Here is a 23,263-nt window from a genome sequence, read left to right on the forward strand (position 1 = left end):
AAACTCAATAATTTTTTATTTTTGTTAAAAAAACCGAAACGATTAAATCTCGGTTTTTTAGAGCGAAAGACGAGGCTCGAACTCGCGACAACCAGCTTGGAAGGCTGGAGCTCTACCAACTGAGCTACTTTCGCATTACTGCGGTGCAAAGATAAGGCATAAATTCAGTTAAATCTAAGCTTTTTGGCAAAAAAATTCAATAAAAAATCACATTTAACGATAACTTATTTAAAATTAAAAAGTTATAAAATCAATTATTTCTCATAAAATGGAGTTCGTATAAAAGAAACTACAGCAAAAGAAATTTATTCCGATTATCAATGCCGGCTTCGAAAGGAAAAATCAGCCGAAAGTTGTATCTTTGAAGGAAAAGTTTAGAAAACGGCCAACTTAACCGGTCTTATTTTAATAATGAAAAATTAATAAGAATTATTTCATTATTTGAGAAAATCAGACCTATATTTGCCGAGAAAATCAAATTTAAGTCCGGAAAATCTTTGCAGAAAAGCTTCAAAAGAGTAAAGAATCTGAAAAGGCTGCAATCAAACGTCGTAAACCTACTGCAACGCCGATGAAGCCAATTTGATTTAACATCAAAACGCTATTGTACGTTTACGAAAAGAACAAACTTCCATCCCCGGGTAATTTAGTTCGGATTAAAAACTGTAGCGTGTATTGTTTTATATTTAAAAGAATATTGAATGAAGAATTTTTACTTTTTATTTATAATATGTTTATTCATTAGCTGCAAAAAAGAAGCACCAAAAGCTATTCCCGTGGTAAAAAAAGCCGCCCCGGCTATTATACTTACTGACGAAAGAAAGGTTTCAATTGATACCGCTCTGATTGGTACCTTTAAAAGTGAAACACTCAAGCTGTTCTACAACTCATCAGAAAACATGACCGTTTGGGGAAATCTGAAAAAAAGAACCTATGTTTTGTCGCAATTGGCCGATGCCGAACAATTGGGTCTGGATCCCGAGGATTACAAAGCTTCGAAACTACAAAAATTCGAAAGTAAAATTAGTTCGTTAAGTGATTCTGATCTGGCAACCTACGATGTTTTACTGACTTATAATTTTGAAAAATACCTCAACCATCTTTACAAAGGAAAACTGGACCCTAAAAAACTATACACTGATTGGGATCTGGAAGAAAAAACATTTGACGTAAACAATGTCCTGATAAAAGCATTCAACAAAAACAAACTGGACAGCATTGTAGACGGCATTCAATCGAAGGCATCTCCTTACAAACAACTTTTAAAAGCACTGGAAATCATCAATACTTTTCCGGATGACGATATCCAACCTATTGAATCGGCTACCAAAATCACCTTAAATGACACTAACACCGCTTTGATCAATATCAAAAAAAGGCTCTTGTTCTGGAAAGACATGACCGGAAAGGACAGTCTTACTTCTATTTATGACCACAAAACTTTCGAATCGGTTAAAAAATTTCAGGAAAGACATGGCTTAGCTGCTGATGGTGTTATTGGAGCTGGAACGATAAGTGCCCTAAACTATTCAAAAGAGAAAAGAAAACATCAAATTATCGCCAACTTAGAACGCTGGAGATGGTATACTACGGATTTGGCCGAAGACTACTTTATTATCAACATCCCTGATTACAAATTAAACGTTGTCGAAAGTCAGGATACAACCCTGGTCCGTAATGTTGTCGTAGGAACAAGTAAGAGAAAAACTCCAATCATTACTTCAAAATTAAGAACGGTGGTTTTTAACCCAACCTGGACTGTACCGCCAACTATTTTAAAGGAAGATGTGGTTCCGGCAATGAAACGCAATCGAAATTATCTGGCGAATAAAAATATTACTATTTATGATACCGCCGGAAAGGAAGTCTCCCCTGCTGCCTGGAACGAAAATAAACCAGGGAATTACCGTTATGTACAAAGTCCGGGTTACAATAACGCTTTGGGATTAATGAAAATTTTATTTCCAAACAATCATAGTGTTTACCTGCACGATACGAACCATCGAAATAATTTCGGAAGAAACAACCGTTCCTTAAGTTCGGGATGTGTGCGTGTAGAAAATCCGCTGGAACTGGCTGAACATATTTTAGGAGATTCAACAAATTGGTCTAAAGATAAAATTGACACCATCATCGCTTCCAAAAAAACGACCAGCATTCGAATCACAAAAAAATACGCCTTATACCAATGGTACTGGACAGCATGGAGCAAAAAAAATCAGCTCATTTTCAGAGCTGATATTTATAATCTGGATTCGGATTTGTATGCTAAATTAAGAAATTAGCCTCTCTTCCATCGCGAAACTTCTGGATGGATGGTAGATATACAAAAGCGATTTGTCTTTTATGATCTCGATAATTTCATTAGTTAATCCCATTGGAATTGCCGGACATCCCTGACTTCTTCCTAATCGTTTGTTGTTTCTGATAAACGATTCTGAAACATAATCAGCTCCATGCATGACAACTCCACGTTCGCGTGCATTGTCATTCACTCCGTTCTCCAGTCCGTCTAAGCGTAAAGAAACACCATGTTTACCTTTATATACTTCGCCTGTAGCATAAAATCCCAGACTGCTTTTGAAAGAGGAATTGGCATTTGAAAAATTAGATGCAAATTCTTCTCCGGTATTTCTACCATGAGCTACTAAAGAATTAAATAAAACAGTATTGGTAGCCAAGTCAATTACCCACAAACGTTTGGTGTTTGACGACAGGCTAAAATCGATAAGTGTCAGGATGTCTTTTTGGATTACGCCTCTTTCTTTCAACAAGTAAAACCCTTTTAAGGCTTCAGAGAAAGTTCTAAGCTCAGGTAGTGAAAAATGATTGGGATTTAAGGTATTGTAAATACTCTCAATTTTCGAATCAACTGTAAGCGTTTCTATTTTAGCAATAGTTTTTACAGCTGCTTTTTTAACTTCGGAGGTGTTGTTTGAATCTTTACCAAAAGATAACAGCAAAAACACCAGTAATGGATAAATCTTGTAAATCATTGAATTTCTTTAGGTTAAACAGAGGTTTGGGTTTGGCAAAAGTATAAAAAAAATATACCTGGCAAAATATAAGGCTGTAAATCAGCCCTTTTTTGGTGAAACTTTAACAGAATCAGCTTAACAAATTAGTATTTGGTTCAAAAAACAAATATTTTTGTAGGAGGTTTACTCAAGGATGAATAAAAAATTGATTTTTCGTACTTTTCTTGCAAAAAACACAGAAAAATCATTTATTTCAATTAAAACTGTAACATTTGAAAAAAAACAGGGTCTGTTAACCAAAGCGCATTATCCATTCTTCTATTTTTTAAAATACTATGAAAAAATTAGTTTTTATCAGCTTTCTCTTTTTTACTTTTTGGTGTCATGCCCAAAAGAAAACACTGCAGGCTGAACTGACTACCGAAAATATTTTAATTGATGGAAAACTGGACGAACCTGCCTGGAAAAATGTTTCTCCGGCTACAGATTTTGTAATGTATCAGCCTGATAACGGCAAACCTATTCCTGACAATCAAAAAACTGAAGTAAGGGTTTTATACAATAATGATGCAATCTATATAGCCGCAACACTTCACGATGATCCTTCCAAAATTTTAAAAGAAATTTCGCAGCGTGATAATTTCGGAACTTCCGATATGTTTGGTGTTTTTATCAATGGCTTTAACGATGGCCAGCAAAATTTTCAGTTTTTTGTATCGGCAGCAGATGTACAGGGCGACTGCATCATGACAGATGCCAATGGCGAAGATTATTCCTGGGATGCCGTATGGCTCAGCAAAGCGGTGCTGAATGACAAAGGATGGGCCGTTGAAATCAAAATTCCCTATGCCGCCTTACGTTTTTCAGCCGCAGACAAACAAACCTGGGGCATTAATTTTTTCAGAGAGATCAGACGGGAACGCAAAAAATATACCTGGAATTTAATCGACACCAAAATTGGAACATTCACACAGCAAAATGGTAATCTGGAGGGAATCGTCAATATAAAACCTCCTACCCGATTGTTTTTTATGCCTTACGCCTCTTATTATTTAAATGCTTCAGACGGTCAAAAAACATATGGAACACTGAAAGGCGGTATGGATATTAAGTACGGTATTAACGATGCTTTTACTCTTGACGCGATTCTGATTCCTGATTTTGGGCAAACGAAATACGACGATCAGATTTTGAATTTAGGTCCGTTTGAACAGCAATTCAACGAAAACAGGGCTTTTTTTACAGAAGGAACTGATTTGTTCAATAAGGGAGGTTTGTTTTATTCGAGAAGAATTGGCGGCAAACCTTCTATAGACATCGCTTTAAATGACAATGAAAAAATAATTGAAGAAGTTCAGAATGTGAACCTCATCAACGCTTTAAAAATTTCAGGAAGAACCCAAAAAGGATTAGGAATCGGGATTTTAAATGCTGTTACCGAAAAAACGTTTGCCACGATAAAAGACACTCTTTCAGGCGAAACAAGACGTGTGGTTGCTGAACCTCTAACCAATTATAATGTATTGATTTTAGATCAGCGCTTTCGCAAAAATTCTTCCGTGACTCTTATCAATACAAACGTTACCCGAAATGGGCATTACAGGGATGCCAACGTAACGGCACTGGCCTGGGACTTAAGAACGAAAGCCAACACGTACAGCTTATCCGGTAATGTAAAATACAGTTTGATTAACGATACTGAAGACAAAAATGGTGTTTTCAGTACCATTCGTTTTGCCGAAACCAGCGGAAATTATCGCTATAGTATTGGCTCCGATTTTGTTTCTAAAGGTTTTAACCCCAATGATATGGGAATTAATTTTTACACCAATTATTACAATCTTTACGGAAATGGTAACTACCGCATCCTAAACCCTACAAAACTCTTTAATACTTTCAGGGTTGACTATGATATGTATACCGAATTCAATAAAGAATCCGGTAAAGTACAGGACAACCGAATTAGCACAGAAGTCAATCTCTCTACCCTGAAAAACAATTTTTACGGTGCCGGGATTGATCTTTTCCCTTTAAATTCACATGATTATTACGAACCAAGAGCCGAAAACCGCTATGTTATCATTCCTAGAAAAATAGAAATCTGGGGAAGCGTTTCGACTAATTACAACAAGAAATTTGCTTTGGACTTAAATCCATTTATAATCTTTGCGGACGAAGCAGGAAGAATGGCCTATGGTGTTGATGCTGGACCTCGATACCGTTTTAGCGATAAACTTTTACTAACCTATGCTTTTAGTTTCCTGCGAAGAAACAACAACAAAGGTTATATTGACGATTTTGACGATGATGATAATGACAACACTCCTGAAACAATCGTTTTTGCGAATCGAAATGTTATTACTTATTCGAACACTTTAAACGGAAAATATGCCATAAACAGTGCGATGACACTTAATCTGGCTGTAAGACAATATTGGTCTTATGCCGAAAATAAAGACATTCTTGAACTTCAGCAAAATGGAACTTTAACGCCATATCCACAATACACTAAAAATAAAAACTCAAGCTTTTATTCCTGGAACACTGATTTATCGTATTCCTGGTGGTTTGCTCCGGGCAGTCAGCTTTCGGTTTTATATCGCAATAATGGTGTTAATTTTGAACGCATTATCAACAAAGACTTTAAACACAACATCACCGATTTACTGAACAATCAGGCTTTAAAACATATCTTTTCAGTAAGTGTGAAATATTTTATAGACTATAATGGGGTCAAAAATAAGATCCGAAGAAGAGCCTAGCGTGAATTAATTTTAAAATTTTTAGGGTTCTGCAACCAAATTAGTATTTTTTACTACGCTTCATTTTATTAAACATAATTGTCACCGCGCTTTTTTGTCGACTTTAGAAATGAATTATCTTTGTAAAAAACGAAAACTAATGAACAAGAAAGTAATCCTTATGATTTTAGACGGTTGGGGAAAATCTCCTGACCCTAAAGTATCTGCAATAGACAATGCAAATGTTCCTTTTATAAACAGCCTTTACAAAAATTACCCAAGCGCTCAGCTTCGTACTGACGGATTAAACGTTGGTTTGCCTGAAGGTCAGATGGGAAACAGTGAAGTGGGTCATATGAACCTTGGTGCCGGACGAATTGTATATCAGGATTTAGCCAAAATAAACTTAGCCGTAGCACATCAAACACTTGCCAAAGAACAAGTCCTTATTGATGCTTTTACTTATGCTAAAGAAAACAATAAAAAAGTTCACTTTTTAGGATTAGTTTCCGACGGAGGTGTTCACTCTCATACTTCGCACTTACGCGGATTAATCGATGCTTCTCAGGAATACGGACTTGATAATGTTTTTGTTCATGCGTTTACAGACGGTCGTGATGTTGACCCTAAATCGGGAGCAAAATACATTCAGGATTTAGAAGAGCACATCAAAAATACTCCTGTAAAAATTGCTTCAATCGTTGGGCGTTATTATGCAATGGATCGTGACAAACGATGGGAGCGTGTAAAACTTGCTTATGATTTAGTAGTAAACGGTATCGGAACTCCGTCTAAAAATGCGGTTTCAAGCATTCTTGACAGTTATGCACACGATGTAACCGATGAGTTTATCGCTCCAATCGTAATGGTTGACGAGCAGGAAAAACCATTGGCAACCATCACTGAGGATGATGTAGTTATCTTTTTCAACTTCAGAACCGACAGAGGCCGTGAACTTACAGAAGCGCTTTCGCAGCAAGACTTCCACGAGCAGAACATGCACAAATTAAACTTGTATTATGTAACGCTTACCAATTACGACGAAACGTACCAAAACGTAAAAGTCGTTTACAACAAAGATAATATTACTGAAACTCTGGGTGAGGTTTTAGAAAAAGCAGGTAAAAAACAAATTCGTATTGCCGAAACAGAGAAATATCCACACGTGACCTTTTTCTTTTCGGGAGGAAGAGAAACTCCATTTGAAGGAGAATCACGTATTTTAAGAAACTCTCCAAAAGTTGCTACTTACGATTTACAGCCGGAAATGAGTGCCTATGAATTAAAAGACGCTTTAGTTCCTGAATTAAACAAAGGCGAAGTAGATTTTGTCTGTCTTAATTTTGCCAATGGTGACATGGTGGGGCATACCGGAATCATGAGTGCTGCAATTAAAGCCTGTGAAGCAGTAGATGCCTGCGTAAAAGAAGTAATCGAAGCGGCTCTTGCCAACAATTACACCACAATTGTTATTGCCGATCACGGAAATTGCGAAACGATGATTAACCCTGACGGAAGCCCAAATACAGCGCACACAACCAATCCGGTGCCGATTATTTTAGTAGATAAAGAGTTGAAAAATATTCAGGATGGTGTTCTGGGTGACATCGCTCCTACAATTCTGGAATTAATGGGCGTGCCTCAGCCAAATGCGATGACTTGCCATTCGTTATTGTAGTATTTAGTTTTTAGTCACAGTTTTCAGTCTGAATCGCGATAGTACTAAATCCTCAAAATAAATAAACCCGACAGTTTTTTTTAAACCTGTCGGGTTTCCTATTTTAAAACGGGACCGAGACAAAAAAAACAAACATAAATAATAGTTAAAATTTCTTAATTAATAGCTTTACTATTATCTTTGCAAAAAAAATGTTTTTTCATGCAAATTATACTATCAAATATAAAAATGCAGATCAACGAAAAGATCTATGTAAAAGATCCGGAAACATCTGCGTTGGGAAAAAAAATAATTGAGCAGAGTATTCTTCTAATTGACGATATTGGTTTTGATAATTTTACATTTAAAAAGTTAGGTGAAAAAATAGGCTCAAACGAAAGTTCGATTTATCGTTATTTTGAGAACAAACACAAACTGCTGGTATACCTGTCATCCTGGTACTGGAGCTGGATCGAGTATAAATTAGTTTTTAATACCACTAACATCACCGATAAAAAAGAAAAGCTTAAAAAAGCCATTACGATTGTAACCGAAAAAATATCTGACGATATTTATACAGATCATATTAATGAGTCTATTTTAAATAAGATTATAATTGCTGAGTTCACCAAAACACTTCATACCAAAGAAGTGGATCAGGAAAACAAAGAAGGCTTTTTCTTAATTTACAAAAGAATGATTAATCGAATTGTTGAGATTGTAAAAGAAGTAAATCCCGATTATCCTTACGCCAAATCACTGGTTTCAACCATTGTTGAAGGAAGTTTACATCAGCATTTTCTAACGGATCATTTGAAAACAATTACAGATTGTAATGAGACGGTTACGACAACTCAATTTTACCTAAACCTTGCAGAAAACGTTTTGCGCTAATTATAACAAAAACAGTATGACTCCTTTAAAAAGATTTTACCATTTACTTGAACTGGACAAAAAAGACATTTACCAAATTTTTTTCTATGCCATTTTTGCCGGGTTAGTCAGTTTATCGCTTCCACTGGGAATTCAGGCCATCATTACTTTTATACAATCCGGAAGAGTTAGTGTTTCCTGGATTGTACTTATTATACTTGTAGTGGGCGGTGTGGCTCTTGTTGGAGTGCTTTCGTTTATGCAGCTGCGTATCACAGAGAATTTACAGCAGAAAATATTTGTTCGTGCTTCTTTTGAATTTGCAGCCCGTCTGCCTAAAATAAAATCAGAAGAATTGTATGGCACTTACCCACCGGAACTAACAAACCGATTTTTTGATACGTTAACGATTCAAAAAGGAACTTCAAAATTATTAACCGATTTTTCTGCAGCATTACTGCAGATTACTTTCGGAATTATTCTGTTGTCCTTATATCATCCCTATTTTATTGTGTTCGGACTTTTACTGTTCCTTCTTTTGTACTTTATTTTTAAATTTTCATACAAATCAGGTTTAGAAACAAGTTTAAAAGAATCCAAATTCAAATACAAAGTGGCGGGATGGTTACAGGAAATGGCCCGTAATAACTTTAGTTTCCGTAATGAACTGAATTATGACTTTGCGCTTCAAAAAAACAATTCGATCGTAGCGGGTTACCTGAATTACAGAGAAAAACACTTTAGCGTAATCAAAAAACAATTTACCCAATTGATTATTTTCAAAGTTATTATTACCGCCAGTTTATTGTCTATCGGAGGGTATCTGGTACTAAGTCAGGAAATGAACATCGGGCAGTTTGTTGCTGCTGAGATTATCATTTTACTTGTGATTACATCGGTAGAAAAAATCATTCTGGGACTTGAAAGCTTCTATGATGTTTTAACTTCTGTTGAAAAAATCGGACAGGTAACGGACTTAGCTTTAGAGGAAAACTCTGAGTCTGATTCTCTAAACGATCACTGCTACAACAGCATCTCTTTAGAAACAGAAAATTTAAAATTCAAATTCCCGGATTCTCCAACCAATGCCCTAGATTCCATTACGTTAAAAATCGATCAGGGTGAAAAAATTGTTATTGAAGGTGAAAACGGATCAGGAAAAACAACGCTTATTCGATTGCTATCAGGCTTATTAAGACAAAGTTCGGGAGCTTTTTACATCAACGACGATACTTTCAGAAAAATAAATCTGAAACAATACCGCTCACAAATTGGCAGCATCATTCACAACGAAACACCATTTGAGGGCACTATTTTAGAGAACATTACTTTTAATGATCCAATGATCAGTACCGAAGATTTGAAATGGGCACTGGACGGAGTTCAGCTTAGTCCACTGATTAAATTATTGCCTAAAGGTCTGAATACTCATATTCACCCGGAAGGAAAACAGTTATCATCTTCTAATGCTCAAAAAATCCTGTTGGCCAGAAGTATTATCCACAAGCCAAAAGTACTCTTTTACGAAGATCCAACAGACACCATGGACGAAAAAGTGGCGAATGAAATCATAGATTTTATTACTTCGGATAAGAACAAATGGACGATTATCGTTTCTTCCAAAAATCCATATTGGAAAACCAAATCGACGCGAAAAATTACAATGCAAAACGGTCAAATTATACTGGATCAAAAAAAACAATAAGCCATGTTAAATATCTCTGACAATAAAACAAAATTACAGCCGCTTGATCGCTATGAGACTGTAAGAAACCTAAGCAACAGGCCACATTATAAAATTTTAAACCGAATTATAATTGCATCTTCCATTCTGGGAATTATTGCACTTTTATTGCCGTGGACTCAGAATATTTCGGGTTCGGGAGCGGTAACCACTTTAAAACCCAACCAAAGACCACAATCGATTCAGAGTGTGATTTCAGGACGTATTGAAAAATGGTACGTGCAGGAAGGTGACTTTGTTAAAAAAGGAGACACGATTCTGTTTATTTCTGAGATCAAGGAAGATTATATGGATCCTAATTTGGTTGAAAACACCAAAAATCAGGTCGATGCCAAGAAAAATTCCTTAGAATCTTATGGCGAAAAAGTAACCACGCTTTCCGGTCAGATTCAGGCCATCGAAAACGAAAGAAAGCTAAAACTGGAGCAAGCCAGAAATAAAGTCAAACAATCGCTTTTAAAAATAAAAAGTGACAGTATTGATCTTGTAGCGGTAAAAACGCAATTGCGAATTGCCAATACACAGTACAATCGTTCGGTGCAATTAAACAAAGAAGGTTTGAAACCACTTACCGATGTCGAAGAAAAACGTCTGAAACTGCAAGATGTAGATGCTAAAATCATCACGCAGGAAAACAAATACCTCACCAGCAAAAATGAATACATCAATGCCAGAGTAGAGATTAACAGAATTACGGCGGAGTACGGTGAGAAAGTAGCCAAAGCCAGAAGTGACCAATTTACCACCCTGAGTAATAAATTTGATACAGAAGCACAAGTGAGCAAACTGGAGAATCAATATGCCAATTACAGCTTGCGTAATGGCATGTACTACATCAGAGCGGTACAGGACGGTTACATCAACCGCGCTTTGCAGGCAGGTTTAGGTGAAACGATTAAAGAAGGTACACCAATTGTAACGATAATGCCTTCTCATTATGATATCGCAGTAGAAACCTATATCAGCCCAATTGACCTCCCTTTGATCAGAAAAGGAGAAAAAGTACGTGTTTGGTTTGACGGATGGCCTACCATTGTGTTTTCAGGATGGCCGGACATGTCTTACGGAACTTTCGGAGGAACAGTGGTAGCCATAGAAAACTTCATCAGTGAGAATGGTAAATACAGAATCTTAATTGCTCCGGACCCGGATGAGACGAAATGGCCAAAACAATTAAGTATTGGATCAGGCGCTCAAACTATTGCCCTATTAGACACGGTGCCAATTTGGTTTGAAATCTGGAGAACCCTAAACGGATTCCCTCCTAATTATTATAAAAGTACCCAAAAAGTAACTAAAGAAAAAAAATAATGAAACCAATACTTATCGCTTTTCTTTTTCTGGGCTGTACCGTTTTTGGCCAGCAGCCCTTCTCAAAAGAACTCACCTACAATGAGTTTTTGGGGTATGTAAAAAAATACCATCCATTGGTTAAAAATGCCAATTTGGAAGTCAGCAAAGCACAAGCCAATCTGATGATGGCACGTGGTGGTTTTGACCCAAAAATTGAAGTTGATTTCAGTCAGAAAAAATTTAAAGACAAAGAATATTATTCGATTCTAAACAGCAGTTTTAAGATCCCGACCTGGTACGGAATTGAACTGAAAGCGGGATTCGACAATAACGAAGGAGTGTACCTGAATCCTGAAAATACTACTCCCAATCAGGGATTAACTTCTTTTGGGATCAGTGTTCCAATTGGACAGGGATTGTTCATCAACCAAAGAATGGCAGATGTGCGAAAAGCTAAAATTCAGATCAAACTAAGTCAGGCTGAAAGAAAACTTCAGGCGGTTGGCATTTTGTATGATGCATCACTGGCTTATTTCAACTGGAAGAAAAACTTCGAGGAAATGAAGCTTTATGAAATGTACAACAGCAATGCTGAAATTCGTCTGAAAGGAATCAAATCGCTCATCGAACAAGGCGACAAGCCGGCAATAGACAGTATTGAAGCCGGAATTATCGTAAGAAACAGAGCCTTAAGCCTGGAAGATTCTAAATTAAAATTAACCAAAGCCAAACTCGAATTATCGAATTATATGTGGCTGGAGAATAATATCCCATTGGAAATTTCAGACGAGCTAGTGCCGGAAACAGCGCTTGAATCGACTTTACAAGAAACGCTGAAAACAAACGATCTACTACAAGGCGATACCAATTTAGAAACACATCCGAAATTGAATGCACTGCAAAATAAAATAGACCTACTCAAGGTTGAAAAAGACCTGAAGCAAAACATGCTGCTACCTAAAATAAACGTTGGGTATTCTTATTTATCTGATCCGAGATATATTGACAATTATAAATTTGACGATTACAAAGTTGGCTTAGAATTTTACTTCCCTTTGTTTCTTCGAAAAGAACGTGGAAGTCTGAAACTGGCCAAATACAAACTTCAGGAAAATGAATTTGCTCTTGCTCTGGAACGAACACAGCTGACCAATAAAATAAGTGCACAGAAAGTAGAAATCAATTCGCTGATCAGACAAAAGAAACTGGTAAAAAATTTAGTAGAAAATAATGCCGCGATGTTAACCTCAGAAGAACGATTGTTCTCTTTCGGAGAAAGCTCATTATTTCTGATCAATACACGCGAAAACAATCTGGTTAGCGCAAAACTAGCCGCAATTGCTCTGGACAACCGATTTTACATCTCAAATTCAGAGTTGTTCAAAATCATGGCCAATCCGGATTAAAGTTTAAAATCTACTTTAACACATAGAAACATATTTCTTTTTGCGTTCTTTTTTGTGCATTCAATCTATGTCTCTATGTGTTAAATCTTTTTGCACGCAGATCTTGCAGATTTCATAATCTTTTTAATCCCCTAATCTGTGGCTATTATCTAGACTCATAGGCCCGATACTCCTAAAAAAGACATTTCACGTTTTTTAACGCATAATCCTTCTATGTGTTAAATCATTTTTTACTGATGGATTAGACCAAATAATGATACGTCCATTCGACGGCATAAATTACTAGTCCAATGAGACCTCCTACCAAAGTTCCGTTGATTCGGATGTACTGCAGATCTTTTCCGATCTCCAGTTCTAATTTTTCCGAAACCTCCTTCCCATCCCAGCTTTTCACAGTAGACGAAATCAAATCTCCAATTACTTTTTTATTGTTTAGCAGCATCGAAAGCAAATCGTTCTTGATGAAATTATTGATCTTGTCGATCATAACAGTATCTTCTTTTAATCCGTTTCCGAACCCCTCAATCAAACCCGAAATATTTTTCTTAATTGACGATTCTTCACCCTTTTCCAAATCAGCTGAAATCGATCTTTTTATTTCATCCCAAATTCCGTTGACATAATCCTGAACCTCTTTTTTTCCGGCAAAACCCAATATCACAGTATTAATCTTCTCCCGCATTTCTTCTGAATGCTTTACTTTGTCCAGAAAATTATACACATACTCGTCTATCTTAATCCTGATGGCACTTCCGGGATGTTTGGCTTCGTTTAAAAAATCAGCAAGCCCATTAAAAACTCCCTCTGTAATACTTTTATCTGCCAAACCAAAACTTAAAAACGGAGTCGATGCTTTCACTTTTTTCCGAATCAGATCTTTATTATTAGCAAGCTCTGTACTCATCACATTCAGCACGTTGGTCAGCAGTTCCTCTTTCACATTTCCTTTCTGCAAAGGCTCTAACGCCAGCGCTACCCAATCGCCAAAATTGATTGCTTCCAGTTTTTCTTTGAACTGAGTTTGAATAAATCGTTTGATATCTTCATCTTTTATCGTTTTTAAAACTCCCGGAATAATATTTAAAGCCACAACACTGGCAATTTTATTGGCATTCTCCTCCTGCGAAAGCCAATCAGCCGCTTTCGTAGCAAAATTAAATTCTTCGAGTTTTATTTCCAGTTTCTCCCGATTCAGAAATTCTTCCGAAACAAAATTCCCTAAATTTTCACCAATTTCATTTTTCTTAGTCGGAATAATGGCCGTGTGCCAAATCGGAATTCCTAACGGATGACGGAACAATGCCACCACTGCAAACCAGTCCGCGATACCGCCCACCATCGCTGCTTCACTAAAAGCCTGAAGCATCGGAATCTTAAAATAAACCGCTATTACAAACAAAAGCACTGCGATACCTAAGAGTCCCAATGCATTATTTTTCATCCTTTTCAGGGCTTTCTTCTTTACTATGTTTTCATGATCTATAGACGTCTCCATAATTTAATTCATTTCAATGATTACTAATTTACGTTTTTTCTGTGAACCAATAACTCTTCATTAATTATCAGTTCGCCACGAATTCACAAATTTCTATTAGCAAACTTTACGCATAAATATTGATTCGTGAATTCGTGGACAATTTTCAAACGCCTGTCATTCCTTTTAATTCGTGAATTCGTTGCGAAAAATTTTTAAATAAAAAGATAATATTAAAATTTGTACTTTTGCGAACTGAAAATCCGAAATTATGATTATTGTAAAATCACGTGAAGAAATCGAATTAATGCGCGAAAGTGCTTTGATCGTATCTAAAACATTGGGAATGATTGCTTCTGAAATTAAAGAAGGAGTAACTACATTATATTTGGACAAACTGGCTGAGGAATTTATCCGTGATCACGGTGCAGTTCCAAGCTTCTTAGGTCTGTATGATTTCCCGAATTCACTTTGTATGAGTCCAAACTCTCAGGTTGTACACGGAATTCCGAACAATACACCTTTGAAAAACGGTGACGTTATTTCGGTAGATTGCGGTGCATTCAAAAATGGATATCACGGTGATCACGCCTATAGTTTCGAAATTGGAGAAGTTGCTCCCGAAGTTAAAAAACTTTTGAAAGTAACGAAAGAATCTCTTTACGTAGGAATCAGAGAATTTAAAGCCGGAAATCGCGTGGAAGATGTTGGAAATGCGATCCAAAAATATACAGAAGCTCACGGATACGGAGTAGTTCGCGAGTTGGTAGGACACGGTCTAGGGCAGAAAATGCACGAAGAACCTGAAATGCCAAACTACGGAAAACGCGGTCGCGGAAAACTGTTTGTGGAAGGAATGGTTGTAGCGATCGAGCCTATGATCAATCTTGGAACCCGAAACATCAAACAACACAAAGACGGCTGGACCATTACTACCGCAGACGGAAAAGCAAGTGCTCATTTCGAACATGATGTCGCTTTAGTGGATGGTAAACCAGAAATCTTATCGACTTTTCAATACATCTATAAAGCGCTTGGAATTGAAAGCAATGAGGAAGATGAATTCCGAAAAGTGCCGTTGATTCTGTAACAGTTATTCCGCAGAGATTCACAAAGATATACGCCAAAATTCACAAAATTCATTTATTATAAGCCTTTGGAAGATGTATGAAGAAAACACAGAATCTCGCGAAAAATTAGATGCAATTAGCTACAAAATAATCGGACTTGCTATTGAAGTTCACAAACAGCTTGGACCTGGTTTATTGGAATCAGCTTATCAGGAATGTTTGTACTATGAAATTGTAAATTCCGGTTTGATTGTTGAAAAGCAAAAAGCACTGCCCATAATCTATAAAGATATACAGCTGGATCATGGCTATAGAATTGATTTATTAATTGAAAATAAAATTGTAATTGAATTAAAAACTGTTGAAGCTTTTACAGATGTACATGTTGCTCAAATCTTAACCTATTTAAAACTTGGCAATTATCCATTAGGCCTTCTTATTAATTTTCATTCAAAAATTTTAAAAAACAACATCAAAAGATTTATAAACACTTTGTGAAGCTTTGCGCCTCCTTTGTGAAACTCTGTGAAACTACTCATGAAGAAACTTTTTAAACTCGTACTTAATACAATACCCCGTCCAATATTAATTCGTTTAAGTTATGTGGCGCGTCCTGTTTTAGCTTTATCATTAAGAGGAAGCAAATATACTGATCCGATTGACGGGAAAAGTTTTAGAAGTTTTTTACCTTATGGATATGGGAAACAACGTAACAATGTGCTTTCACCAAGTACACTTTCATTAGAGAGACATCGGTTACTGTGGTTGTATTTAAACGATCAGACTGATTTTTTTACAGCACCTAAAAAAGTATTGCACTTTGCTCCGGAACAAGCTTTTTACAAAAGATTCCGCAAGCAGAAAAATTTGGATTACACGACAACCGATTTGTTCTCGCCTTTGGCAGATGTAAAAGCAGACATTTGTAATTTGCCTTTTAAAGACAATGAATATGATGTTATTTTATGCAACCACGTTTTAGAGCATATTCCGGATGACACAAAAGCGATGCGTGAATTATTTCGTGTTTTAAAACCAGGCGGAATGGCGATTCTTCAAATCCCGCAGGACTTATCCAGAGCGGTTACTTTTGCTGACGATACCATCACCGATCAAAAAGAACGTGCCAGAATATTTGGTCAGTACGACCACGTGCGCATTTATGGCCGTGATTATTTTGACAAGTTAAGAAGCATTGGTTTTATCGTAATCGAAGAAGACTATACTCATAAAATTGCTCCGGAACTGGTAGAAAAATATTGTCTGGCAAAAGGCGAAATCATCCCGCTTTGCTTCAAACAGGAAAACTAATTCTTTCACCATATAAGTGATACAAGTTCATTTAAAAAGAGTTTTCAAATTATTGATATTTTGAAAACTCTTTATTTTTTTGCCCAATCTCTAAATTATAAGCCAACCAAATCCCTAAATCTTGGAACCTACAAAATCATTTCAGTTCTGCTTTGACATCAGTTTTGAAAAAAACCTGAATACCTACCTCCCAACAGCTTATATCATTGAGAATACCGATGATATTAAATATCTGGACAAAAAAGCGAGTACAGATGTACTTGAAAGTTTTGGAGTTCTTTTTGAAAATTTAGATTCCAATACAAAAAAAATACTGACGGCTTGCGACTCTTTAAAACCTGATTTTATCTTCAAGAAATTCAGCGCCAAAATCAAATCGGCTAAAACAATTGCTGATTTACAAAAAGATTCCAAAATTGAATTTGCCATTCGTCAGCATTTAAAATTTAACTTAGAATCCTTTTACAATCTAATTGTAAAAGAACAATTTCCATTCTCTGCTAACATGAGTGCCGAAAAGGATTTTTATCGTTGGAGAGTCGATACAAATCCGTTAGAATTTGAACCTCAGATTCAATTTGACAAACACGCCGAAGGCATTACTTATACTCTATCTTTAAAAGAAGGCGAAGCCACATTTTTACCAATGGATAAAAGTGTAGATATTCTTTTGGACGAACCAAGCTGGTTGATCATCGACAAAAAACTTGGGCAGTTAAAAGAACTTAATTCTAAAAAACTGCTGCCTTTTTTAAAGAAGAAATCAATCGAAATACCATCAAAACTAGTTGACAATTACTTCAAGAATTTCATTCCGGAAATAGCCAAAAAAATCGACATCGAATCTACCGGCTTTGAAATTGAGCTCCGCGACACCATTGTCTCCTGCACGATTCAGCCTGTTTTTGATTTCTTTAAAAACTGTTATTACCTCAACCTTTTTTTTGACTATAACGGTTATTCTTTTGATGCGGGTAAAACTAAAAAAACACACTCTTTTGTGGATTTTAGTGTTGCCAACGAACCTAAAATTATTCAGTTCAAACGAAGCGCTGATGAGATTTCCTATACAGACAAATTACTCAGTCTTGGTTTAACAAAAATCAAAAATGAATTGTTTGGATTGAGTTCAAATGCCGAGACCTCTGATCCGTATGTCAATATTCAATTCATTATTGACCATAAAGAACCACTCGAAAGTCTGGGTTTTACCATTCAGAATCTCAAACTCGAAAGCAAAGAAATCATCACCGAAAGCAACACGATTTCAATTGCAAAAGAAACGAAAGCCGATTGGTTCGACATTAAAATAATCATCACAATTGGTCCTTATAAAATCAATTTCAGCGAAATAATTCCAAACATAAAAAGCAAAGAAAGACTCTTTATGTTGCCTGACGGAAATTACTTTTTGATTCCGCTGGAATGGTTTAGCAAATACGGTTCTCTGGCAAAATTGGCAAAGACAGAAAACGGAACTGTTTTGTTGCGTAAAAGTAATTTTACTGCTTTAGACGGAATTTCAGAAATCTCCAATGATCCGGACCAGATTCATAAAGCTGAATTTACAGCTTCCGATTTACTAAAAGCAACCTTGAGACCGTATCAGATTGATGGTGTAAAATGGCTTTTAGGTCACTTTAATGCCAATCTCGGCGCGTGTCTGGCCGATGATATGGGACTTGGAAAAACGCTGCAGACTTTAGCGGTTTTAGTTGCGGTACAGGAACAATTGGGCTTTACGACTAAAACGACCAATTTTGATTTATTCTCAAACGATACGACTATCGAAAGAGAACCTCTGAAGGCCTTGATCGTTCTCCCTTCTTCTTTGGTTTTTAACTGGTACAATGAAGCCGGAAAGTTTACGCCTCATTTTTCGAAAATGCAATATGTGGGCAATGACCGAAAATTACTGGCAAGCAGATTAAATTCAACCGATTTAATTTTTACGAGTTACAGCATTGTTCATCGTGATATTTCTATTTTAGAAAAATATGATTTCCGCTATTTAATTTTAGACGAGAGTCAATACATTAAAAACAAAGATTCTAAGATTTTTAAAGCCATCAATAAGATCAGCACGGGACATAAAATTGCTTTGAGCGGTACACCAATCGAAAATTCACTTGACGATTTATGGTCGCAGATGCAGTTTATCAATCCTGATATTTTGGGGAGTTATGCTTTTTTCATGGAGAATTTCAAAAACCCTATTGAGAAAAAACAGAACGAAGAAGTTTTAAATGAATTAAAAAACCTGATCCAGCCTTATATTTTAAGAAGAACCAAAGAACAGGTTTTAAAAGATTTACCGGAATTGACAGAGCAAGTTTATTACTGCAATATGGATGCTGAACAGGAAAAACTATACGAAAAAGAGAAATCAAAAGCACGTAACTTTTTACTGAAAACGGATGGATCAGGTCCTGATAAAATTAGTATTATCAATACTTTAATGAAGCTGAGACAACTGAGCAATCATCCCAAAATGGTCGATCAGGATTCTGAAGTAGATTCCGGAAAATACATTGCCGTTACGAATTACCTGAAAAACTTAGTCAAGGGAAAACAAAAAGTCATCATTTTTAGCTCCTTTGTGACCAATTTGAATTTTTATACGGATTGGTGTAAAGAAAACAAAATAGAATATTGCGAGATTACCGGTGAAACTCCGTCACAAAAAAGAGAACAGCAGGTAAAACGATTTCAGGAAAAAGAAAACCCTTTGTTATTCTTTATTTCCCTTAAGGCGGGTGGCGTTGGTCTCAACATTACCAAGGCTTCTTATGTCTTATTCCTTGATCCCTGGTGGAATCCTTTTGCAGAGAAACAGGGAGTAGGAAGAGCACATCGTATCGGACAATTGAACAAAGTAAACGTAGTTCGTTTCATTTCAAAAAATACAGTCGAAGAAAAAATCATCAAATTACAGGAAAACAAAAAACTACTCTCGGATTCGCTTTTGGAAGAAAGTCATATCAGCGACGAAATTGAAGCTAATCTGGAATACCTGCTGGGCTCCTGATAATTTGTTTTCAAAACCTGTAAAACAGCATCTTATTAGGTTCTATAAAATTGTTATATTTACAATCTTACAACTTAATAAGATGCCAAAAAAATTATTTAGAAACCTCCTTATATTTTTCATTTTTGCTTCGGCTACTGCTCAGGAAGTACAAACTGAAGTAAATCCGCCTTACAATATTAAAACCGTCTCTTTTGTTCAGAACGGCAGTAATGTGATTCCGATCTTCGAATTGGGGGAAGCATTTCAATTTCAATTTGACGATTTATTTGGCAATGAAGCCAATTATTATTTTGAAGTGATACACTGCGACTACAACTGGAAACCGTCTGATATTCCGAAAACAGACTATATCATCGGTTTTGACAATCAGCGAATTACTGACTATTCGAATTCGTTCAATACACTTCAAATCTATTCGCATTACCGACTTCCTTTCCCGAATCAGTTTACCAGTCAATTGCGTCTTTCTGGCAATTATATGCTTCGTATTTTAAATGAGGACAAAGAAGTTGTGCTATCCAGAAAATTTATCTTATACGAAAATCACTGTACTGTAGCGACTCAGGTAAAAAGAAGCCGGGATTTGTCTAACATAGAACACAAACAAAATCTGGATTTTAATATCAGCTCTAATGATATTGTTTTTCAGACTCCGCTGCAAAATGTAAAAGTGCTGCTGCTACAGAATGGCAACTTTAACACTTCTATTAAAAATATTGTGCCGCAATACACCATTGGGAATCAGCTGGTGTACAAATACGATAAAGAAACTCAGTTTTGGGGCGGTAACGAGTTTTTGTATTTTGAAAACAAAGACATCCGCGCGGCTAGCACCAATGTAGCCAAGGTAGGAAGCAGCGGCGACATTTATAACTCTTATTTGTTTACCAATCTGGCAAGAGCCAATCAGATTTACTCGAACAATCAGGATGTAAACGGAAATTTCGTAGTGAAAAATATCAATGCTTCCAACAATGAAATCGAAGCTGACTATGCCTGGGTATATTTCAGTCTGTCGGCCCCAACTTTCAGAGCCTCGAATAAGGATATTTATATCAGCGGGATGTTCAACAATTACAGCCTGTCTCCGGAATATAAGATGGATTATAATTCAGAGAAAGGAATATTTGAAAAAGCCGTAATGATCAAACAGGGTTTTACTGCTTTTCAATACACGGTTGCCGATAAAAAAGGAGTGATTGATTATGAAAATGCCATAGACGGAAACTTTTATCAGACTGAGAATGAATATACCATCCTGGTGTATTACAGAGAAAGTACAGATCGATACCAGAGAGTGATTGGCAAAGGAAATGCAAACTCGATAAACATCATAAATTAAAACATTGTTAAGGATTTAGGCAGAAAGATTTTTTTTCGTAGCTTTGCACCTATAACGCACACATATATACTACTTTAGTATGGTTTCTCAGATAACAAGAGGCATAAAAATATCTGTTTTGACTAGTTTTGAAGGTACTTACTTCAAGAACTATAAGATTCACTTTGCTTTTAGCTATGTCGTTACAATCGAAAATCACAGCAAAGATTCTGTTCAGTTAACTTCCCGTCACTGGGAAATTTTCGACTCGTTAAACGACCTCGAAGTAGTTGACGGTGAAGGCGTAATTGGCAAAAAACCGGTTTTAAAACCCGGCGAAAATCACACTTATAGTTCAGGCTGTTTATTATCGTCTCCATATGGGGCAATGAAAGGTCATTTTAATATGATCAACTTTACCACTACCAAAACATTCAAAGTAATTGTTCCTACTTTCAGAATGTGTGCTCCTTTTGCTTTAAACTAAAAATTAGGTTTAAAACTCCCTTTTTTATCGTTATCTTAATCACAAATTTGACAAATTATTAATTTATCCTTTGTACTTTTGTGCAGCGTTAGATTATTCGTAACAATCAAATCGTCTAATTCTTAAATTGTCTAATTATCTAATTTTAAATAACATGCTAAAAGGATTCTTTCACGTACCAAAAGCGGTAAACGAACCGGTAAAAGGATACGCACCTAACTCACCAGAAAAAGCAGCAGTTCAGGCAGCTTACACTACTTTATGGAACTCTAAAATCGACGTGCCGTTATACATCGGAAGCGAAGAAATCAGAACTGGAAATACAAGAACAATATCAGCTCCTCACGATCACAAACATATCGTAGGAACCTACCACTTAGCTGAAAAACAACATATCGAAAAAGCGATTGCCAACGCTCTTGAATCAAGAAAAGCATGGGCAAATATGGCATGGGAACAACGTGCTGCTATTTTCTTAAAAGCTGCTGAGCTTATTGCAGGACCATACAGAGCCCGCATTAATGCTGCAACAATGATCGGTCAGTCTAAAAATATTCACCAGGCAGAAATTGATGCTGCTTGTGAGCTAATCGACTTTTTACGTTACAACGTAGAATTCATGACTCAGATTTACGGAGATCAGCCAAAATCAGATTCTTCTACATGGAACCGTTTAGAATACAGACCTCTTGAAGGTTTCGTTTACGCGATTACTCCTTTCAACTTTACTGCTATCGCTGCTAATCTTCCTGCAAGTGCTGCTATGATGGGTAATGTTGTGGTTTGGAAACCAAGCGACAGTCAGGTTTTCTCTGCAAAAATCATTATTGATATTTTCAAAGAAGCAGGTGTTCCTGATGGCGTTATCAATGTTGTTTTTGGTGATGCTTTAATGATTACAGATACTGTTTTAGCAAGTCGTGATTTTGCAGGAGTTCACTTTACAGGATCAACTCATGTATTTAAAGACATCTGGGCTAAAATTGGTGCTAACATTCACCACTACAAAACTTACCCTAGAATCGTTGGAGAAACTGGTGGTAAAGATTTTATCATTGCACACCCAAGCGCTAACGTAAAACAAGTGGCTACAGGAATTGCCCGTGGTGCATTTGAATTTCAAGGGCAAAAATGTTCTGCAGCTTCAAGAGCTTATATCCCGCAAAGTTTATGGCCAGCGGTTAAAGAACAATTAGTTGCCGATGTAAAATCAATGAAAATGGGTTCTCCGGAAGATTTCGGAAACTTTATTACGGCGGTTATCCACGAAGGTTCTTTTGATAAATTGGCGAGCTACATCGACCAGGCTAAAAAAGATGCTGATGCTGAAATCATCGTTGGTGGAAACTACGATAAATCAGTTGGATACTTTATTGAGCCAACGGTTATCGTAACTACAAACCCAAAATATACTACAATGGAAACCGAATTATTCGGACCTGTAATCACTATTTATGTTTACGAAGATGCTAAATGGGAAGAGACTTTAGAATTAGTAGATACTACTTCTGAGTACGCTTTAACAGGAGCGGTATTTAGCCAGGATCGCTATGCAATTGAAGTAGCTACAGTAAAATTACAAAATGCTGCAGGTAACTTCTACATCAACGATAAACCAACAGGAGCTGTTGTAGGAATGCAGCCATTTGGTGGAGCAAGAGCTTCTGGAACTAACGATAAAGCAGGTTCTGCATTGAACTTATTGCGTTGGGCATCTCCTAGAACCATCAAAGAAACCTTTGTAACTCCTGAAGATTACAGATATCCTTTCTTAGGATAGTCTTAAAGCTGGAAAGTCAAAAGTCTTAAAGTCAATATTAAAAAGCCAAATCTAAGTTTTTAGATTTGGCTTTTGTTTTGTTTTGTTTAACCTATTG

At 36.4% G+C, this 23,263-nt stretch carries 16 protein-coding genes and 1 tRNA gene; 14 read left to right on the forward strand and 3 right to left on the reverse strand.

The features are described 5' to 3' along the window. Positions 1–61: 61 nt before the first annotated feature. Positions 62–134: transfer RNA gene (locus B0A80_RS10640), tRNA-Gly, on the reverse strand. 567 nt (positions 135–701) lie between these two features. Between B0A80_RS10640 and B0A80_RS10645 the strand changes: the two genes are divergently transcribed. Continuing rightward, the gene (locus B0A80_RS10645; protein ID WP_089077275.1) at positions 702–2,285 is read left to right on the forward strand and encodes a L,D-transpeptidase family protein; all 1,584 of its coding nucleotides are present in this window, start codon (positions 702–704) and stop codon (positions 2,283–2,285) included. On the opposite strand, the gene B0A80_RS10650 is transcribed toward B0A80_RS10645, so the two are convergent. Beyond that, positions 2,274–2,996: a murein L,D-transpeptidase catalytic domain family protein gene (locus tag B0A80_RS10650; RefSeq protein ID WP_089077276.1), complete on the reverse strand. Its 723-nt coding sequence runs from the start codon at positions 2,994–2,996 to the stop codon at positions 2,274–2,276. The genes B0A80_RS10645 and B0A80_RS10650 overlap by 12 nt on opposite strands. 317 nt (positions 2,997–3,313) lie before the next feature. Between B0A80_RS10650 and B0A80_RS10655 the strand changes: the two genes are divergently transcribed. The 6 genes from B0A80_RS10655 to B0A80_RS10680 all read left to right on the forward strand — a co-directional run bounded on the left by B0A80_RS10655 (position 3,314) and on the right by B0A80_RS10680 (position 12,692). Beyond that, positions 3,314–5,740: a DUF5916 domain-containing protein gene (locus B0A80_RS10655; protein WP_089077277.1), complete on the forward strand. Its 2,427-nt coding sequence runs from the start codon at positions 3,314–3,316 to the stop codon at positions 5,738–5,740. Positions 5,741–5,879: 139 nt separating this feature from the next. Then, positions 5,880–7,397, forward strand: coding sequence for a 2,3-bisphosphoglycerate-independent phosphoglycerate mutase (gene gpmI, locus B0A80_RS10660; RefSeq protein WP_089077278.1), 1,518 nt, complete (start codon positions 5,880–5,882; stop codon positions 7,395–7,397). A gap of 201 nt (positions 7,398–7,598) precedes the next feature. After that, on the forward strand, positions 7,599–8,270 hold the full coding sequence (locus tag B0A80_RS10665; RefSeq protein WP_026110125.1) for a TetR/AcrR family transcriptional regulator: 672 nt from the start codon (positions 7,599–7,601) through the stop codon (positions 8,268–8,270). A gap of 16 nt (positions 8,271–8,286) precedes the next feature. Further along, positions 8,287–9,954, forward strand: coding sequence for a peptidase domain-containing ABC transporter (locus B0A80_RS10670; RefSeq protein ID WP_017497805.1), 1,668 nt, complete (start codon positions 8,287–8,289; stop codon positions 9,952–9,954). Between the two features lie 3 nt (positions 9,955–9,957). Beyond that, positions 9,958–11,304: an HlyD family secretion protein gene (locus B0A80_RS10675; protein WP_070908695.1), complete on the forward strand. Its 1,347-nt coding sequence runs from the start codon at positions 9,958–9,960 to the stop codon at positions 11,302–11,304. Further along, positions 11,304–12,692 (forward strand): TolC family protein, encoded by a 1,389-nt coding sequence (locus B0A80_RS10680; protein WP_233430736.1) that lies wholly within the window; start codon positions 11,304–11,306, stop codon positions 12,690–12,692. The genes B0A80_RS10675 and B0A80_RS10680 overlap by 1 nt, the downstream gene beginning before the upstream one ends. Positions 12,693–12,933: 241 nt before the next feature. On the opposite strand, the gene B0A80_RS10685 is transcribed toward B0A80_RS10680, so the two are convergent. After that, complete coding sequence (locus B0A80_RS10685) at positions 12,934–14,187, reverse strand: DUF445 domain-containing protein (protein ID WP_089077279.1); 1,254 nt, start codon at positions 14,185–14,187, stop codon at positions 12,934–12,936. 250 nt (positions 14,188–14,437) lie between these two features. Between B0A80_RS10685 and map the strand changes: the two genes are divergently transcribed. From map to pruA, 7 genes are all read left to right on the forward strand, one after another. Then, positions 14,438–15,256 carry a type I methionyl aminopeptidase gene (gene map / locus B0A80_RS10690; RefSeq protein ID WP_089077280.1) on the forward strand — a complete coding sequence of 273 codons (819 nt, stop codon included), beginning with the start codon at positions 14,438–14,440 and terminating at the stop codon, positions 15,254–15,256. Positions 15,257–15,329: 73 nt separating this feature from the next. Next, positions 15,330–15,734: a GxxExxY protein gene (locus B0A80_RS10695; protein ID WP_089077281.1), complete on the forward strand. Its 405-nt coding sequence runs from the start codon at positions 15,330–15,332 to the stop codon at positions 15,732–15,734. A 39-nt stretch (positions 15,735–15,773) separates the two neighbouring features. Continuing rightward, the gene (locus tag B0A80_RS10700; protein WP_089077282.1) at positions 15,774–16,547 is read left to right on the forward strand and encodes a class I SAM-dependent methyltransferase; all 774 of its coding nucleotides are present in this window, start codon (positions 15,774–15,776) and stop codon (positions 16,545–16,547) included. Between the two features lie 121 nt (positions 16,548–16,668). Further along, on the forward strand, positions 16,669–19,575 hold the full coding sequence (locus B0A80_RS10705) for a DEAD/DEAH box helicase (RefSeq protein ID WP_089077283.1): 2,907 nt from the start codon (positions 16,669–16,671) through the stop codon (positions 19,573–19,575). An 82-nt stretch (positions 19,576–19,657) separates the two neighbouring features. Beyond that, positions 19,658–20,920: a type IX secretion system plug protein gene (locus B0A80_RS10710; RefSeq protein WP_089077284.1), complete on the forward strand. Its 1,263-nt coding sequence runs from the start codon at positions 19,658–19,660 to the stop codon at positions 20,918–20,920. 79 nt (positions 20,921–20,999) lie between these two features. Further along, positions 21,000–21,386, forward strand: a complete 387-nt coding sequence (apaG, locus tag B0A80_RS10715) for a Co2+/Mg2+ efflux protein ApaG (protein WP_008467225.1) — start codon at positions 21,000–21,002, stop codon at positions 21,384–21,386. A 154-nt stretch (positions 21,387–21,540) separates the two neighbouring features. After that, on the forward strand, positions 21,541–23,166 hold the full coding sequence (pruA, locus tag B0A80_RS10720) for an L-glutamate gamma-semialdehyde dehydrogenase (protein ID WP_017497795.1): 1,626 nt from the start codon (positions 21,541–21,543) through the stop codon (positions 23,164–23,166). Positions 23,167–23,263: the final 97 nt, after the last annotated feature.

It is taken from the genome of Flavobacterium tructae (assembly GCF_002217475.1).
Lineage (GTDB): Bacteria > Bacteroidota > Bacteroidia > Flavobacteriales > Flavobacteriaceae > Flavobacterium > Flavobacterium tructae.

Excerpts from the sequence above, each read along its gene's own strand:
- B0A80_RS10645 (WP_089077275.1), top strand. The coding sequence starts at position 702 with ATGAAGAATTTTTACTTTTTATTTATAATATGTTTATTCATTAGCTGC.
- B0A80_RS10650 (WP_089077276.1), bottom strand. The coding sequence starts at position 2,996 with ATGATTTACAAGATTTATCCATTACTGGTGTTTTTGCTGTTATCTTTT.
- B0A80_RS10655 (WP_089077277.1), top strand. The coding sequence starts at position 3,314 with ATGAAAAAATTAGTTTTTATCAGCTTTCTCTTTTTTACTTTTTGGTGT.
- gpmI (WP_089077278.1), top strand. The coding sequence starts at position 5,880 with ATGAACAAGAAAGTAATCCTTATGATTTTAGACGGTTGGGGAAAATCT.
- B0A80_RS10665 (WP_026110125.1), top strand. The coding sequence starts at position 7,599 with ATGCAAATTATACTATCAAATATAAAAATGCAGATCAACGAAAAGATC.
- B0A80_RS10670 (WP_017497805.1), top strand. The coding sequence starts at position 8,287 with ATGACTCCTTTAAAAAGATTTTACCATTTACTTGAACTGGACAAAAAA.
- B0A80_RS10675 (WP_070908695.1), top strand. The coding sequence starts at position 9,958 with ATGTTAAATATCTCTGACAATAAAACAAAATTACAGCCGCTTGATCGC.
- B0A80_RS10680 (WP_233430736.1), top strand. The coding sequence starts at position 11,304 with ATGAAACCAATACTTATCGCTTTTCTTTTTCTGGGCTGTACCGTTTTT.
- B0A80_RS10685 (WP_089077279.1), bottom strand. The coding sequence starts at position 14,187 with ATGGAGACGTCTATAGATCATGAAAACATAGTAAAGAAGAAAGCCCTG.
- map (WP_089077280.1), top strand. The coding sequence starts at position 14,438 with ATGATTATTGTAAAATCACGTGAAGAAATCGAATTAATGCGCGAAAGT.
- B0A80_RS10695 (WP_089077281.1), top strand. The coding sequence starts at position 15,330 with ATGTATGAAGAAAACACAGAATCTCGCGAAAAATTAGATGCAATTAGC.
- B0A80_RS10700 (WP_089077282.1), top strand. The coding sequence starts at position 15,774 with ATGAAGAAACTTTTTAAACTCGTACTTAATACAATACCCCGTCCAATA.
- B0A80_RS10710 (WP_089077284.1), top strand. The coding sequence starts at position 19,658 with ATGCCAAAAAAATTATTTAGAAACCTCCTTATATTTTTCATTTTTGCT.
- apaG (WP_008467225.1), top strand. The coding sequence starts at position 21,000 with ATGGTTTCTCAGATAACAAGAGGCATAAAAATATCTGTTTTGACTAGT.
- pruA (WP_017497795.1), top strand. The coding sequence starts at position 21,541 with ATGCTAAAAGGATTCTTTCACGTACCAAAAGCGGTAAACGAACCGGTA.